This window comes from Jatrophihabitans lederbergiae, assembly GCF_031845305.1.
In the GTDB taxonomy this organism is placed as follows: Bacteria; Actinomycetota; Actinomycetes; order Mycobacteriales; family Jatrophihabitantaceae; genus Jatrophihabitans_A; species Jatrophihabitans_A lederbergiae.
Map to the genome: position 1 here is coordinate 1 of NZ_JAVREH010000071.1, position 14,284 is coordinate 14,284.

The 14,284-nt window shown below is 73.0% G+C and carries 12 protein-coding genes; 11 read left to right on the top strand and 1 reads right to left on the bottom strand.

All coding sequences use genetic code 11. The features are described 5' to 3' along the window. Positions 1 to 8 precede the first annotated feature (8 nt). The gene (locus RM423_RS22355; protein WP_311425261.1) at positions 9 to 1,037 is read right to left on the bottom strand and encodes a TRM11 family SAM-dependent methyltransferase; all 1,029 of its coding nucleotides are present in this window, start codon (positions 1,035 to 1,037) and stop codon (positions 9 to 11) included. Positions 1,038 to 1,499: 462 nt separating this feature from the next. On the opposite strand from RM423_RS22355, the gene RM423_RS22360 reads away from it, so the two are divergent. From RM423_RS22360 to RM423_RS22410, 11 genes are all read left to right on the top strand, one after another. Beyond that, the gene (locus RM423_RS22360; RefSeq protein ID WP_311425262.1) at positions 1,500 to 2,444 is read left to right on the top strand and encodes a hypothetical protein; all 945 of its coding nucleotides are present in this window, start codon (positions 1,500 to 1,502) and stop codon (positions 2,442 to 2,444) included. Continuing rightward, complete coding sequence (locus tag RM423_RS22365; RefSeq protein WP_311425263.1) at positions 2,435 to 2,854, top strand: pilin; 420 nt, start codon at positions 2,435 to 2,437, stop codon at positions 2,852 to 2,854. The genes RM423_RS22360 and RM423_RS22365 overlap by 10 nt, the downstream gene beginning before the upstream one ends. A 3-nt stretch (positions 2,855 to 2,857) precedes the next feature. Beyond that, on the top strand, positions 2,858 to 4,630 hold the full coding sequence (locus tag RM423_RS22370) for a hypothetical protein (protein ID WP_311425264.1): 1,773 nt from the start codon (positions 2,858 to 2,860) through the stop codon (positions 4,628 to 4,630). After that, entirely contained in the window at positions 4,627 to 5,838 is a 1,212-nt protein-coding gene (locus RM423_RS22375) for a PrgI family protein (RefSeq protein WP_311425265.1), read from the top strand. The genes RM423_RS22370 and RM423_RS22375 overlap by 4 nt, the downstream gene beginning before the upstream one ends. Next, positions 5,835 to 7,748 carry a VirB4 family type IV secretion system protein gene (locus RM423_RS22380; RefSeq protein ID WP_311425266.1) on the top strand — a complete coding sequence of 638 codons (1,914 nt, stop codon included), beginning with the start codon at positions 5,835 to 5,837 and terminating at the stop codon, positions 7,746 to 7,748. The genes RM423_RS22375 and RM423_RS22380 overlap by 4 nt, the downstream gene beginning before the upstream one ends. Further along, entirely contained in the window at positions 7,745 to 10,393 is a 2,649-nt protein-coding gene (locus RM423_RS22385; protein WP_311425267.1) for a helicase HerA domain-containing protein, read from the top strand. Before RM423_RS22380 ends, RM423_RS22385 begins: the two co-directional genes overlap by 4 nt. Continuing rightward, the gene (locus RM423_RS22390) at positions 10,390 to 11,541 is read left to right on the top strand and encodes a replication-relaxation family protein (protein WP_311425268.1); all 1,152 of its coding nucleotides are present in this window, start codon (positions 10,390 to 10,392) and stop codon (positions 11,539 to 11,541) included. Before RM423_RS22385 ends, RM423_RS22390 begins: the two co-directional genes overlap by 4 nt. Next, positions 11,538 to 12,491, top strand: a complete 954-nt coding sequence (locus RM423_RS22395; protein ID WP_311425269.1) for a C40 family peptidase — start codon at positions 11,538 to 11,540, stop codon at positions 12,489 to 12,491. The genes RM423_RS22390 and RM423_RS22395 overlap by 4 nt, the downstream gene beginning before the upstream one ends. Positions 12,492 to 12,625: 134 nt before the next feature. After that, entirely contained in the window at positions 12,626 to 12,874 is a 249-nt protein-coding gene (locus RM423_RS22400) for a hypothetical protein (RefSeq protein WP_311425270.1), read from the top strand. A gap of 4 nt (positions 12,875 to 12,878) precedes the next feature. Further along, positions 12,879 to 13,439, top strand: coding sequence for a type IV toxin-antitoxin system AbiEi family antitoxin (locus RM423_RS22405; protein ID WP_311425271.1), 561 nt, complete (start codon positions 12,879 to 12,881; stop codon positions 13,437 to 13,439). Next, complete coding sequence (locus tag RM423_RS22410; protein WP_311425272.1) at positions 13,436 to 14,227, top strand: nucleotidyl transferase AbiEii/AbiGii toxin family protein; 792 nt, start codon at positions 13,436 to 13,438, stop codon at positions 14,225 to 14,227. Before RM423_RS22405 ends, RM423_RS22410 begins: the two co-directional genes overlap by 4 nt. Positions 14,228 to 14,284: the final 57 nt, after the last annotated feature.

Consider the following 14,284-nt stretch of genomic DNA (forward strand, 5'->3'; position numbering starts at 1 on the left):
TCCGAAGATCACGCCGCGATGCCCGTGTCATCGGCGCGAACCCAAGTGCCCGACGACGACAATGACCGTGGTGAACACTCGGGTTCCCCCTGAGAACCCTTCAGTTTTTCCGAACCCGAGCAGGTTGCCGGTTTTAGGAAGACGAGCAAATCCTCGTGGGCGACGAGGTGCCGGGGGATGCCGTTAGCACGGGCTTTGCGGATGTGGGCGAGTTGAAAGAACGAGGCTCGGGTCACGAGCCGCTCCTCGCGCAGCGCAGCCAGCAGGGCGACGTTGCGGTCCAGCAGGGTGAGCCCGGTGCGGTCGCTGACGGCGGTGGTGAGCCGTCCCGGCAGGTCGACCATCACCCCCTTCTCCCAGTACGGGCGCACGGTCATGGCGACGATCCCACCGGGCTTCAAGAACGGCTGGCAGCCGGTGAGGATGTCGACCATCGCGTCCAGGAGCCGGTCCAGGCCGACGTGGGCGAGGTTGGCGGGGTCGCGGCTGTAGCGGTAGTCGCGTTTGGCGACTCCGGTGCCGGGGCGGGCGGTGACCTGCCCGTGCAGCGACGCCCCGTACGGGGGCGAGGTCAGCACCAGCGCCACCCGACCCACAAGCTCCGGATCCAGCAGCGAGCTGATCTGTCGGGCGTCTCCCTGGTGGACGGTGCCGTGGCCGGTGGCGCCCTGGGAGCGGGCGTGGTGCAGGTTGCGGCGGGCCAGCTGCGCCCACGGCGGCTCGTACTCCACCCCGACCGCGTCCCGACCGGCGCGGATCGCTTCGACGAGAGTGGTGCCGATCCCGCACATCGGATCGAGCACCACATCCCCAGGCTCGGTGTATGCGGCGATCGCGTGGGCGGCGATCGCGGGCAGCATCTTGCCCGGATGCGCGACCGAGGCCGGCACATACCGGCCGGAACGCTGCACCCGGGACGGCTGCTGGCCGGTCAGCCACACCGACAGCGGCACCGGTGGCGTAACAGTTGCGGGATCGGGGTCCGGGCTCGTCGTCGGGGTCGTTGGGTGGGGTTCGGGCTGGGTTGGGTCGGTCACGGAGAGGACCTCCTGGGTGTGGCGTGGGATGCGTCGGGCTGTGGGCTCTTCTGAACTCCGCGCATTCCTGCGATCGGTGACAGGGGTGCCCGGAATCCGTTGAGCGACGGCCGGCTACGTCCTGGCCCGGTCGCCAGGGCGGCTCATCGCGGCGGCGACAAGGGGGCGACAAACCAGGGACAGATCGGCGACAACAGCCACGAACCCCGGCGGGCGGGCCCTGCGTCCGGGCCGCGGCTAACCGAAGCCAGCTCGGGACGTCCCCGCGACGGGTGACCTGCCGCGGGTAGCTCCGCGCGGTGCGGACAGCGACAGCACTCGCTCACACCGGGTACCTGCGGGCCGTATGGCCGGTGCTCGGGTGCTGTCGTCGTCCTGTCCTCGCGGTGTCGCGGTGCCGTCGCCCGGCCTGTGGCGTGCTGACCCGCATCCGAAGTCACGCCGATGCGAGGAGCCACAGGCATGCCCAGCACAGCCACACCCGCCACCGCCACCCGCCGACCCACCCCCGGAGCCGAGCACGCCGCTGCGCTGAGGGCGCGGGATGAGTCGCCGCTCGGGATCGCCCGCACCGCGTTCGAGCTGCTCGTCACCGGTCCTGCCCCACTGAGCCTGGATGCCCGGTGCTATGCCGGGCTGCCCGACCGCGAGCTGCGGCTGGACGAGCTACGCACCCGGTTGCTCGCCCCCGCATGCCCCCGGGCCACCCGCGACGCGGTGTGGGCCGAGCTGGTGCGCCGCTCCCGCACCGGAGGGCCGGCGTGGACGATCGGCTGCGTCGGCGTCGCGCTGCCCGCCCTGACCACGCTCGCCGCGCAGCTGTGCGCCCGGTTCGCCGGCGACCGCAGCGACGTGCACGCCGAGATCCTGCGCGGCTTCCTCACCGGCCTGGCCACGATCGACGTGGATCGGCCGTCGGTGATGACCCGGCTGCGCTGGCACGCCTACCGGGCCGGGCATGCCGCCGTCCGCGAGGCCCTGGACGCCCCGGCCCCGCGCGGCATCGGCGGGCACTCGGCGCCGCCGCCGGTCCCGGCCGGTCACCCCGACTTCGTGCTGGCCCGCGCTGTCACCGCCGGGGCGGTCACCCAGGCCGAGGCCGACCTGATCGGCGTGACCCGCCTCGAGGACGTGGCTTTGCGGGACTGGGCCGGCGAACACGGACTGAACTACGTCGCGGCACGGCAGGTCCGCAGCCGGGCCGAGCGGCGCCTGGTCGCCTGGATCGCCAGCGAGCACACCGAACCTGAGTCCGGCGGCGGGCGGCAGGCGCCGACGGCCGGGCGGGTGTCACACATCGGCCCGGATCGCGGAGTTCAGAGGCGCGGGACAACCCCGCTCACGCCACGCCCCGGCGGCCGCACCGCCGATGCCGCCGATGTCTTCAAGGAGTCCCGATGCGCCTAACCCGTCAACCCCACCCCGCCACCGACCGGCATCGCGAAACCACCGGCCACCGCGGCGCGCGCTGGCCTGCTCGCCGCTGGCGGCTCGGCGCGGCGGCCGTGGTGTCGGCGGTGATCTGCGCGGCGCTGTTGGCGCCCTCGGCCGCGGTGGCGGACCCGTTGCGCGAGCTGGCGCTGGCCGGGTCGGTCGATGAGGTGCTGACCAACGTCCGCAACTGGATCATGGGCATCCTCGCCGGCGTCGCCACGGTGTTCCTCACGATCGGCGGCCTTCGGTACGTGATGGCCGCCGGCGACCCGGGCGAGGTGGCGAAGGCCAAGATCGCGTTCAAGTCCGCCAGCATCGGCTACGCCCTCGCCGCGCTCGCGCCGCTGGTGGTCACGGTCCTGCAGGGCATTGTCGGGGCCTGACCCGTGACCACAACAATCCCCCCGACCGGGCCAGCTCCCGCCCTGGCCGACCAGGTTCTGGCGATCCCCAACCCGTTCGGCGGGAGCTCGGTGAGCGGCTGGATCGTTGACGGCATCACCAAGGCGATCAATGCCTTCTTCGGCGATCTGGTCAAGGACGCGCTGAACCCGCTGCTGAAGCTGCTCGGCCGGACCCTGCTGACCACGCCCGACCCGACGTCGCTGCCCAGGGTCGGACAGATGTGGGAGAACTCCCGCGAGATCGCCGTCGCCTGCTACGCCCTGCTGATCCTGGCTGCCGGCATCCTCGTGATGGGCTACCAGACGCTGCAGACCCGGCACTCGGTCAAGGAGATCGCCCCGCGGATCGTGGTCGGGTTCATCACGGCGAACATGAGCCTGCTGCTGGCCGGGCACGCCGTCGCGTTCGCCAACGCCCTGTCGACCAGTCTCCTGTCCGGCGGGGTCGACCCCCAGGTGGCCGCGACCACGCTCACCGCGCTGGTGATGAACGCGGTCACCAACGGCGGCATCTTCCTGACCTTCATCGGCCTCGCGGTGGCGGGCATCCTGATCTCGCTGCTGGTCTGCTACGTCATCCGCGTCGCGCTGACCGTGATCCTGATCGCCGGGGCGCCCTTGGCGCTGATGTGCCACGCCCTGCCGCAGACCGAAGGCATCGCCCGCTGGTGGTGGCGCGCGTTCGCCGGGGTGCTGGCCATCCAGCTCGCGCAGTCACTCACCCTGGTCGCGGCCCTGAACGTGTTCATCGCCCCGGGCGGATTCAGCTTCTTCGGACCCACCGCAGGCGGCCTGGCAGACCTGATCGTCACGATCGCGCTGCTCTACATCCTGTTCAAGATCCCGTTCTGGATCCTGCACGCCATCCAGGTCGGCGGCGGCCGGTCGTTCATCGGTGGCGCGGTCAAGGGAGTCATCGCCTACAAGACCCTCGGCCTGCTCGGATTGCGCGGCGGCGGCGCCGGCAGTAGCGGTGGCGCAGGCGGGCGGCGCCCGGGGACCGGCGGTAGCGGCCCGGGTCAGTCCGGATCGCCGCGCGGCCCGCAGAACCCGCAGAACCCGCCGAGTCCGCGGCGCGGCGGACCCGGGGGCTTCCCGGCCGGCGGCACTGGCCGGACAACACGACCCACACGCAGCCCGAGCGGCCCACCGCGATCCGGCTCGGACCTGACTGGCGGCGGCTCTGAAGGCCAGCAGGATCGGACGGCGGGTCGCTCGCCGCGGATGGCCACCGCACCCCGAATCACCGGCACGACAGCCAACCGCGCTCTCCCGACACGGCCGGCAGGAGGCGGCCCGGCACCGGACCTGGCCGCCTCGACGGCCACCGGCACGGCATCCCGCCCGACACCGGTGCCGCCCGCGCGACCCGCTCTCGCGCTCCCGGCGCCATCGGTGCACCGTCCGCAGCATCCTTCTTCCCGGCGGGCGGTCCCTGTCCCCCCGCCGCCGACCGGATCGGTACCGGTACGGCTGCCGATCGACCTGCCGGCAACCTCCGCCCGCCAGGGCCGCCCGGGCACGTCTCGCGCGCCTGCCCGAAGCGCAGGACCGGCGGCCTCCGCACCGCCGCGACTCGCACCGCCAACACCGGCCTCGCCACTGGCGTCCGCGGTTGTCCGGCCGGCGGGCACGTCGAGTCGGCCCACCGCCCAGCCGTTCACCCGACCCGCGCCGGTGTCGCGTCCCATCCAGGCCGCGACAGCACCAGGGCCGACCCTGCCTGTCCCGAGTTCGAGGAGGAAACCCCGATGAGCACGACCCATCACCGCGTCGCCGCGGGGGAGCAGCCGGTCCATGCCGTGCGGATTCCGGCCGATGTCGAGCGCCAGGACCGGGTGTTGGCGAACCTGACCGCACGGCAGTTGGCGATCCTGACCGCCGCCGGTCTGCTGCTCTACGCCGCCTACGCCGCGACCCGACCGGTGCTGCCGCCGGTCGTGTTCGCCGCGATCGCGGTCCCGGTCGCGCTGGCGGCCGCGATCCTGGCCCTCGGCTCGCGCGACGGCCTGAGCCTGGACCGGCTGCTCGCGGCAGCCGTGCGGCAGCGCCTCACCCCGCGGGTGCAGATCGCCGCCCCCGGCGGGATCATCCCGGCCCCGGCCTGGGTCACCGCCCACGCCACCAGCGACCCGACCAGCACGGGCCGGGTGACGCCGAGCGCCCTGGACCTGCCGGCCCGGTCGGTCACCGACTCGGCCGCCGGGTCGGCGGGGGTGATCGACCTCGGCGCGGACGGGCTGGCCGCCGTGTGCGTGTGCTCCACGCTCAACTTCGCGCTGCGGACCCCGGCCGAGCAGGAAGGACTCGTCGCGAGCTTCGGCCGCTACCTGCACTCCCTCACCGCCCCGGTGCAGATCCTCATCCGCGCCCAGCGCCTTGACCTGACCGGCCAGATCGCCGACCTGCGCGACCGCGCGGGAGGGTTGGCGCACCCGGCGCTGGAGCAGGCCGCCCTGGAGCACGCCGACTACCTGACCCAGTTGGCCGAAAACAGCGACCTGCTGCGCCGGCAGGTCCTTCTCGTGCTCCGCGAACCCCTCCACCCCGGCAGTCCTTTCCCGGCCCACCCGGCACTGTCCACCCTGCGCCGCCGCGCCGGCCGACGGCCGCGCGCCGGGCACGCGGCGCGCCACGCAGCGGAGACCCGGTTGGCCAGGCGCATCAGCGAAGTCAGCGGCCTGCTGTCGACCGCGGGGATCGTCGCGACGCCCCTGGACGCCGCCCGGGCCAGCGCCGTCCTCGCCGCCGCGTGCAACCCGGAGTCGCTGATCCCGCCCACCGCGGACCTGGCCGGCCCGGATGCGGTCATCACCACCACCCCCGCCGTCGAGGTGGAGGAGGCCGAGGCGGACAGCGACCCCCGCCGTGCTCCCGCGGCGATGCCGTTCGACCCCTACTGGCTCGCCACCGACGCCACAGGAGACTCGGTGGCCGAGGACGAGTCGTGGTGGGCGCGATGAGACGCCGCAGCCGCAACGGCGCCGCGGCCGTGGAAGGGTTCGGCGGGGCGGGGGCGTTCAGCCCGGCCTCGATCGAGATCGCCCCGCGGCACCTCGTGGTGGGCGGGGAGCACGTGGCCACCTTCGCCGTCCTCGGCTACCCGCGCGAGGCCTTCCCGGGGTGGCTGCAACCGCTGCTGACCTACCCCGGCCGCCTGGATGTGTCGCTGCACGTGGAGCCAATCGACCCGGTCACGGCGGCGGACCGGCTGAAGAAGCAGCTGGCCAAGCTCGAATCCGGCCGCCGGCACGACAACGAGCACGGCCGGCTGCTGGACCCGATAGTGGAGGCGGCGACCGAGGACGCCTACGACCTCGCCGCCCGGGTGGCCCGCGGCGAGGGCAAGCTCTACCGGCTCGGCCTCTACCTGTCCGTCCATGCCCGCGACGCGCAGGAGTTGGCCGCCGAGGTCGCGGCCGTCCGGTCGCTGGCGGCGTCGCTGCTGATGGATGCCAAACCGGCGTCGTATCGCAGCGTGCAGGGCTGGCTCACCTGCCTGCCGCTGGGCCTGGATCAGCTGGCGATGCGGCGCACGTTCGACACCGCCGCCCTGTCGGCGGCGTTCCCGTTCACCAGCCCCGACCTGCCCGCACCCGACCCGGCGTCCCTGGAGGCGCCTGCCGGGGTGCTGTACGGGTACAACCTCGGCTCGCAGGGGCTGGTGCACTGGGACCGGTTCGCTCTCGGCGGGCAGGTGCACAACCATAACGCCGTCATCCTTGGCCGGTCCGGGGCCGGCAAGTCCTATCTCGTCAAACTCGAAGCGCTGCGGTCGCTGTACCGGGGGGTCGAGGTCGCCGTGATCGACCCGGAGGATGAGTACCGGCGGCTGTGCCAGGCCGTCGGGGGCACCTACCTGCGCCTCGGCGCGGACGGGGTCCGGATCAACCCGTTCGACCTGCCGGTCCACACCCGCCCGGACGGGCGCCGCACCGCGACCAGGGACGCCCTGGTGCGGCGGTCGCTGTTCCTGCACACCGTGCTGGCGGTGCTGCTCGGCGGCGAGCCGTCGGGGGCGGAGCGGGCGGTGCTGGACCGGGCGATCACCGGCACCTACCAGCGGGCCGGGATCACCGCCGACCCGCGGACCTGGGTCCGGCCAGCGCCGATCCTGCCCGACCTGCGCGACACCCTCGCAGACCTCGCCGACGACGGTGACACCGTGGCGGCCAGTTTGTCCGAGCGGCTGCACCCCTACACCGATGGGGCGTTCGCCGGCCTGTTCGCCGGCCCGACCACGACCCGCCCGGAGGGGCACCTGATCGTGTTCTCGCTGCGGGACCTGGCCGAGGAGCTCAAACCGATCGGCACCCTGCTCACCCTGGACGCGATCTGGCGGCGCGTCACCAATCCCGCGACCCGCCGGCCGCGGCTGGTCGTGGTGGACGAGGGTTGGCTGCTCATGACCCAGCCGGCCGGGGCGGACTTCCTGTTCCGGCTGGCGAAATCGGCGCGCAAGCACTGGGCCGGGCTCACGGTCGCGACCCAGGACGCCGCCGACATGCTCGGCTCCGACCTCGGCCGGGCGGTCGTCGCGAACGCCGCGACCCAGATCCTGCTGAGACAGGCTCCGCAGGCGATCGAGGAGATCACCGGCACCTTCGGCCTGTCCGCGGGGGAACGCCAGTTCCTGCTGTCGGCCGAGCGGGGGCAGGGGCTGCTGTCGGCCGGCACTCAGCGGGTCGCGTTCCACGCGATCGCCTCACCGTTCGAGCACGAGCTGGTCACCACCAGCCCCGACGAGCAGGCCGCTGACACCACAGACGACGACACCGACGTCCTCCTCGACCCTGATCCCGATGGCGACGCTGATCCCGGCCTCGATGTCGGTGCGGGGTCCGGCGACGACGGTTTCGGGGCCGCGGCATGAACGGGACCAGCACCGCCATCCGCCGGTCGGCCCTGACCGCGAGCGCGGCGAGCCACACCACTACCCCGAGGCCGAACCGCGCATCCCAGCCGCCGTCTGTTCCGGGCAGCCCGTTGCAGCGGTACCTGCGCGACCCCGGCGGCGCCCTGCAGTCGGTCGTCGGGCACCTCGAGGCGTGGGCCACCGGGCCTGGCCTAGTCATCGCGCCGGTGCTACTCGTTGTCGTGGTCTCGGTCCTGCTGGCGCGGGCGTGGTGGTTGCGTCGCTGCCAGCAGCGGCTCGGCCGCGACGCGCGCTTGGTGGCCGTCCTGCCGCCGCCGGCGGTGGACCCGGCCGGTGCGGTGGCGCTCTGGGCGAACCTGGTCGGGCTGCTACGTCCGGCGTGGCGGCGCCGGGTGAGCGGGCAGCCGCACGTCGGGTTCGAGTACCGGTTCACCAGCGAGGGCAGCCATATCCGGCTCTGGGTGCCCGGGTTGGTGCCGCCGGGCATGGTCGAACGCGCCGTCGAAGCGGCCTGGCCCGGCGCCCACACCACCACGACCCACCTCACCGACACCAGCACCAGGCCCGAGGTGAGCGAGGCTGGTCTGGTGGTGGTGGGCGGGGTGTTGCGGCTGGCCCGCCCGGAGGCGCTGCCGATCCGCACCCGGTTCGACGCCGACCCGCTGCGCGCTCTGTTCGGCGCCCCGGTCGGCCTGGAACCCGGCGAAGAAGCGGCGGTGCAGGTGCTGGCCCGCCCGGTCACCGGCCGCCGGATCACCCGCGCCCGCCGCACCGCGACCGGCCTGCACGACGGTCGCTCCGCGCGCCCCGCCGGCCGGCTGCTGGACCTGATCACCCCGCACACCACCCCACCCCGGCGGGGACAGTCCGCAACGGCGCCGGGGTTGGACCGGGTCACCGCGCTGGCCTACGGCGCGCAGGACCGCGCGGTCGCCGCCAAGCTGGCCGGGCCGCAGTTCGAAACCGTCATCCGCTACGCCGTCACCGCCCCCACCCCGCCCGAGCCGGTGCGCGGCGGACTGGCGGCGACCCGGGATCGGCTGCGGGGGCGGGCGCACGCGATCGCGTCGGCGTTCGCCGGCTATAGCGAGCACAACCACTACGCCCGCCGCCGCCTCACCCACCCGCGCGAAGTGATCGGGGCGCGCGGGTTCCCCCGCCGCGGGGACCTGCTATCCGTCCCGGAACTCGCAGCGCTGGCGCACCTGCCCACCGACCAGCCCGTCGTCGGCCTCGAATCCGCCGGAGCAAGGGCCGTGCCACCACCGCCCGGCATCCCCACCCCCACACCCGGCAACGCCCAAGGGGTGAAGCCGCTGGGCGCGGCCGATACCGGCCACCGCCGCCCGGTCGGGCTGACTGTCGCTGATGCCCGGCACCACCTGCACGTCCTGGGCGCCACCGGCTCAGGCAAGTCGACCCTGATGGGCCAGCTCATCCTCGCCGACGCCACCGCGCGCCGCGGGGTCGTCGTCATCGACCCGAAGGGTGACCTGGTGACCGACCTGCTCGACCGGCTCCCCGCCGAGACCGCCGACCGGGTGTTCCTGTTCGACGCCGACGCGCGCACCGGCACGCCCTGCCTGAACCCCCTCGATCCCGGCCCGGCCGGTGTCAGCGTCGAGACGAGCGTGGACAACCTGACCTCGATCTTCGCCCGCGTCTACTCCCGGTTCTGGGGACCCCGCACCGAGGACGTGCTCCGCGCCGCCTGCCTCACCCTGCGCGCCCAACCCGGCACCCCGACCCTGGCGCAACTACCCGGCCTGCTCGCCGAACCGGCCACCCGCGCCCGCGCCGTCGCCCACGTCAACGACGAGGTGCTGCGCGGCTTCTGGGACTGGTATGAGCACCTCAGCCCGGGCGCGCAGGCCCAAGCGGTCGCGCCGCTGCTGAACAAGCTGCGCGCGTTCCTGCTGCGCCCGTTCGTGAAAGCCGCCATCGCCGGCGGCCCGTCCACCCTCGACATGGCCCGCGTGCTCGACGACGGCGGGATCTGCCTGGTCCGCATCCCCAAAGGCTCGCTCGGGGAGGACACCACCCGCCTCGTCGGGTCGCTGGTCGTGGCGTCGGTGTGGCAGGCCACCACCGCCCGCGCCGCCGTCGCGCAGCAGCAACGGCGAGACTGCTCGCTGTATGTCGATGAGTGCCAGAACTTCCTCAACCTGCCCTACCCGCTGGAGGACATGCTCGCCGAAGCCCGCGGCTTCCGGCTGTCGATGACCCTGGCCCACCAACACCTCGGCCAGCTCGGCCGGGAGCTGCGCGACGGAATATCGGCCAACGCCCGCAACAAGATCTTCTTCACCGCCTCACCCGAGGACGCCCGGGAGCTGGCCCGCCACACCACCCCGCGGCTGGGCGAGCACGACCTCGCCCACCTGGCCGGCTACCACGCCGCCGCCCGGCTGCTCGTCCACGGCGCCGAAGCCGCCCCGTTCACCCTCACCACCACACCCCTGCGATCCGCCGTCCCAGGCCGGGCGCGGCTGCTGCGCCGCGCCGCCGCCGACAACGCCACCCGCCACACCGGCAGCAGCGCCGCTACCCGCGGGCCGAGCGCCACGCCCACCCGCGCCGCAGCAGCAGGGGGCGACCCGCGGTGGCACACCTCCGCTGCCGGAAAAGAGGAACGCCAGTGACCTATCCCGTCGCGCAGCGACACCTGCGCGCCCCGCGAGGTGCCCGGTTGGCCGACCGCGCCGCGGTGACCGCCGAGCACCTGGCCTTCCTCGCTGCTCACCTGACCGCGCGGGACCGGTGGCTGGCCCGCGTATTGCACGAGCACCGGGTGTTCACCAGCACCCAGCTCACCCGGCTGGCATTCGACTCAACACGCACGGCCAACCAGCGGCTCCTGCAGCTTCACCAGTGGCGGGTCATCGACCGGTTCCAGCCGTTTCTCGACGTTGGCGCGGCGCCGATGCACTACGTCCTGGACCTCGCGGGCGCGGCCGTGCTGGCCGCCGAGGACGGCCTCGCGCCCGCCGCGGTCGGCTACCGCCACGACCGCGCCGTCGGCATCGGGCACAGCCTGCGGTTGGCGCACACCGTCGGCGTCAACGGCCTCTACACCGCCCTGGTCGCGCTCGCCCGCCACACAATCAAACCCGGTCAAGCGGCCGGTGCGCTGGGGGAGCGGGCGGTGACCGCGTGGTGGCCCGAGGCCCGCTGCGCCCGGCTGTGGGGCGACCTGGCCCGACCCGACGCCTACGGCCGTTGGCGCGAGAACGACGCCGAGATCGAGTTCTTCCTCGAATACGACACCGGCACCGAATCGCTCACCCGGGTCGCGGGCAAGCTGCACGACTACCACCACCTTGCCGCCGCGACCGCGATCACCACCCCGGTCCTGTTCTGGTTCCCGACACCGGCCCGCGAAGCCGCCGCCCGCCAGGCGCTGGCTGCCACCCTCGCCGCGCTGCAGCGGCCCGAGTCCGTCCCCGTCGCCACCACCACCACCACCGCCCAACCCACCGCAGCGCCCCGCGCGGGACGGACGCAGGCAGCGCCGGACAGCCCGGCCGGCGCCCGCTGGCTCACCCTCGACCCGAGCCGGCGCCCGACAACCCACGGAACGCAAAGTGATCAGCGGGTCCGGTTGGCCCACCTCACCTGGCCCCACACCGGCCCCGGCAGCCCTGGGATCCACACCCGTCCTGGTCGTGCCGGCGAACCCGCCCCCACCCCGGGGCCGGTGCCCGGCGCTCCGGGACTGGCGGCGCCTGAGCCGATGCCGCCGGCGGTGTTACCCGCCTACCTCACCCGCGCCGCCCGGGACGGCCGGTGATCAAAGCCGCAGCCGGCGGCCTCGCTGCGCTTCTGCTCGGGGTGGTGCTGGTCGCCGCGGCCACCGGCGGCGTGGCCGCGCAATTCCTCGGCGACCCCGGTAGCGGCCCCGGTGGCGGGCAGAGCGCGCCCAGCAGCACCGCGATCGACGACATCCCGCCGGACTACCTGCTGCTCTACCTGCAGGCCGCCCGGACCTGCCCCGGCCTGGACTGGACGATCCTGGGCGGTATCGGGTCGGTGGAGTCGGACCACGGCCGCTCCACCCTCCCCGGCGTCCACTCGGGCGCGAACTTCGCCGGGGCGCGGGGGCCGATGCAGTTCGAGCCGGCCACCTTCGCCGAATACGACCAGCCCGTCCCCGGCGGCGGCGCCGACCCGCCCAGCCCGTATGACCCGGCGGACGCGATCTTCGCCGCCGCCAGGATGTTGTGCGCCAACGGCGCCCGCGGCGACGCCGACATCCACGCCGCGATCTATGCCTACAACCACACCGACTCCTACGTCGCCGAAGTCCTCCACCGCGCCGCCACCTACGCCACCGCCGTCATCGACACCGACCCGGCCATGCCGCCGGCAGCGGCACAGGCCGCGATCAGCTACGCGCGCAGCCAACTCGGCCTGCCGTATGAGTGGGACGGCTCCGGACCAGGCCACGGCGACACCGGATTCGACTGCTCCGGGCTCACCCAAGCCGCCTACCAATCAGCGGGGATCGCGCTGCCGCACAACGCCGCCCAGCAGTACGCCACCACCACCCACGTCCCCGACGGGGAACCCCTGCAACCAGGGGACCTCGTCTTCTTCGGCGCCACCCCAGCCACCATCCACCACGTCGGCCTCTACCTCGGCCAAGGGCAGATGATCGACGCCCCCGACTACGGAATCCCCGTCCGCATCGAGAACTACCACGAGTCCGACTACCTCGGAGCGGGCCGCCCCGCCGGATAGGGAGACTCAGACCGCGGAGCGCCGGTAGGTAGACCTACGGCGGTTCTGCCGGCGTAACGCAGTCCTAAACGCCGCGTCGCTGCTATAGTCATTCGTATCCGAGTTTTGGTCATATAGACAAATCGAGGTAAGAGATGACTATGGCCCGCTCGTTGCCGGGGTCGCTGGCGCCGGTGGTCGAGGAACTCGAGCTGGAGCAGCCGCAGGTGGTGACTCTCGCCCAGATCACCGGCATCCTCGGCCGGGTGGGTGCCGGCGAGGCGGCCTTAGAGCCTGGCCACGTCGCCTACGAGCTGCAGCGTCGCGGATGGTTGGGCCGGCTACGGACGATGAACACGTGGGAGTTCTTGCCGGGCGCGCGCTGGCGCGCACGGATCAGGTGACCGGTTGATCGAGCTGCGCGCGCAGCTCGCGCTCAAGCCGGACATGAGCATTGCCCTGGCGATGGAATCGGCTGCCGTGCTGAACCGGCTCGCCCAGCGAGCCCCCGCGCAGGAGGTCTTGTGGCTGCCCGCCCGCGTGCAGCCTCCTAAGGCGCTGAGCGGGTTCCGCCTCGTGCACGTCGAGGTGCCCGACGCGGCGATCGAGCATGTCGACCGGCTGCCGGTGTGGGGTGTCGACGCGCTGCTGGTCGGCGTCGCGACCAGGCCGTCGAGTTATCGGGACCTCGCGGGCCTGGCCCAGTGGCTGCCCGAGAGCGGCCGCCGCATCGACTACGAACGCCTGCTCGCATGCCTGGGCGCTGCGAACTCCTCGACCAGGCAACGGCTGATCTACCTCCTGCAACTGGCAGAACGCTCCGACCTGGCCGAGGACCTGGCCCGCCGGTTCCCGCCGACGGCGCCGGTGTGGTTCGGCGCCGCGAGATCCGGCGGGCGCCAGGACCGGCTCTCGCGCGTGCTCGACGCTGAGCTCGCTCCGCTGATGAGCGGCGGTACCGGCGCGTGATCACCGAGGGCTACCTCGTCCGCCATTACCAAGGCGCAGCCGGCGCGCGGGACGCGGCGCTGCTCGACATCGCACAGGACCACCTGCTCACCCACCTGCACGCCGCGGGGCTCTTCGGTCGGGGCCTGGTATTCAAGGGCGGGACAGCGCTGCGCAAGTTCCGCGCCGCCAACCTCGGACGGTTCTCCACCGACCTGGACTTCTCCGCAGCCGCCGAAGCGCTCGCCCTGGATGTGTTGTCTGCCGTCGACGGGGCCGAGGCCTTCGGGTTCCGGTTCACCGTCGAACGCCTCGGCGACGACGGCCGCCGCGGCGACATCCTCGTCGACACCCCGTTCGGCCGACCCAACCTGGGCGCCAAGATCGAGCTGTCTCGACATCCCCTCGTCCTGCCCCCGGAACACCTGAGCCCCGTTGCGCTCCCGATCCACCGCCAGTACGACTTCACGCTGCCCGAGCTGCCTGTCGTACGCGTCGAGGAAGCGATCGCTGAGAAGCTGGCGCGGTTTCGGCGGGTCTCGCTTGCCCGCGACCTGTATGACCTGCAGTGGTTCGTCACCCAGGGCGGGCTGAACACTGACCTCGTGCGCCGGCTCTGGGTGCTCAAGGTGTACCGGGACGTCAACCACGACGGACGAGGCGAGAAACCACTCACCGCCGAGCAGATACTCCGCAAGCGCACAGCGGAGGAGTTCGCCCGCGAGGACATCGGCTACCTTGGCCGGACCCCGAGAATTGATCCACGGTTTGTGGGAGTCGGTTATTGGTGGGTGCAGGCGGCAGCATAAACCGCTGGAGCCTGGTAGCCGAGGGAACTGTGCCGTCGGCGGTGGTTGTAGTCCTCC

Bases quoted from the DNA above. Each gene is read 5' to 3' on its own strand.
- RM423_RS22360 (WP_311425262.1), top strand. From the start codon at position 1,500: ATGCCCAGCACAGCCACACCCGCCACCGCCACCCGCCGACCCACCCCC.
- RM423_RS22365 (WP_311425263.1), top strand. From the start codon at position 2,435: ATGCGCCTAACCCGTCAACCCCACCCCGCCACCGACCGGCATCGCGAA.
- RM423_RS22375 (WP_311425265.1), top strand. From the start codon at position 4,627: ATGAGCACGACCCATCACCGCGTCGCCGCGGGGGAGCAGCCGGTCCAT.
- RM423_RS22380 (WP_311425266.1), top strand. From the start codon at position 5,835: ATGAGACGCCGCAGCCGCAACGGCGCCGCGGCCGTGGAAGGGTTCGGC.
- RM423_RS22385 (WP_311425267.1), top strand. From the start codon at position 7,745: ATGAACGGGACCAGCACCGCCATCCGCCGGTCGGCCCTGACCGCGAGC.
- RM423_RS22400 (WP_311425270.1), top strand. From the start codon at position 12,626: ATGACTATGGCCCGCTCGTTGCCGGGGTCGCTGGCGCCGGTGGTCGAG.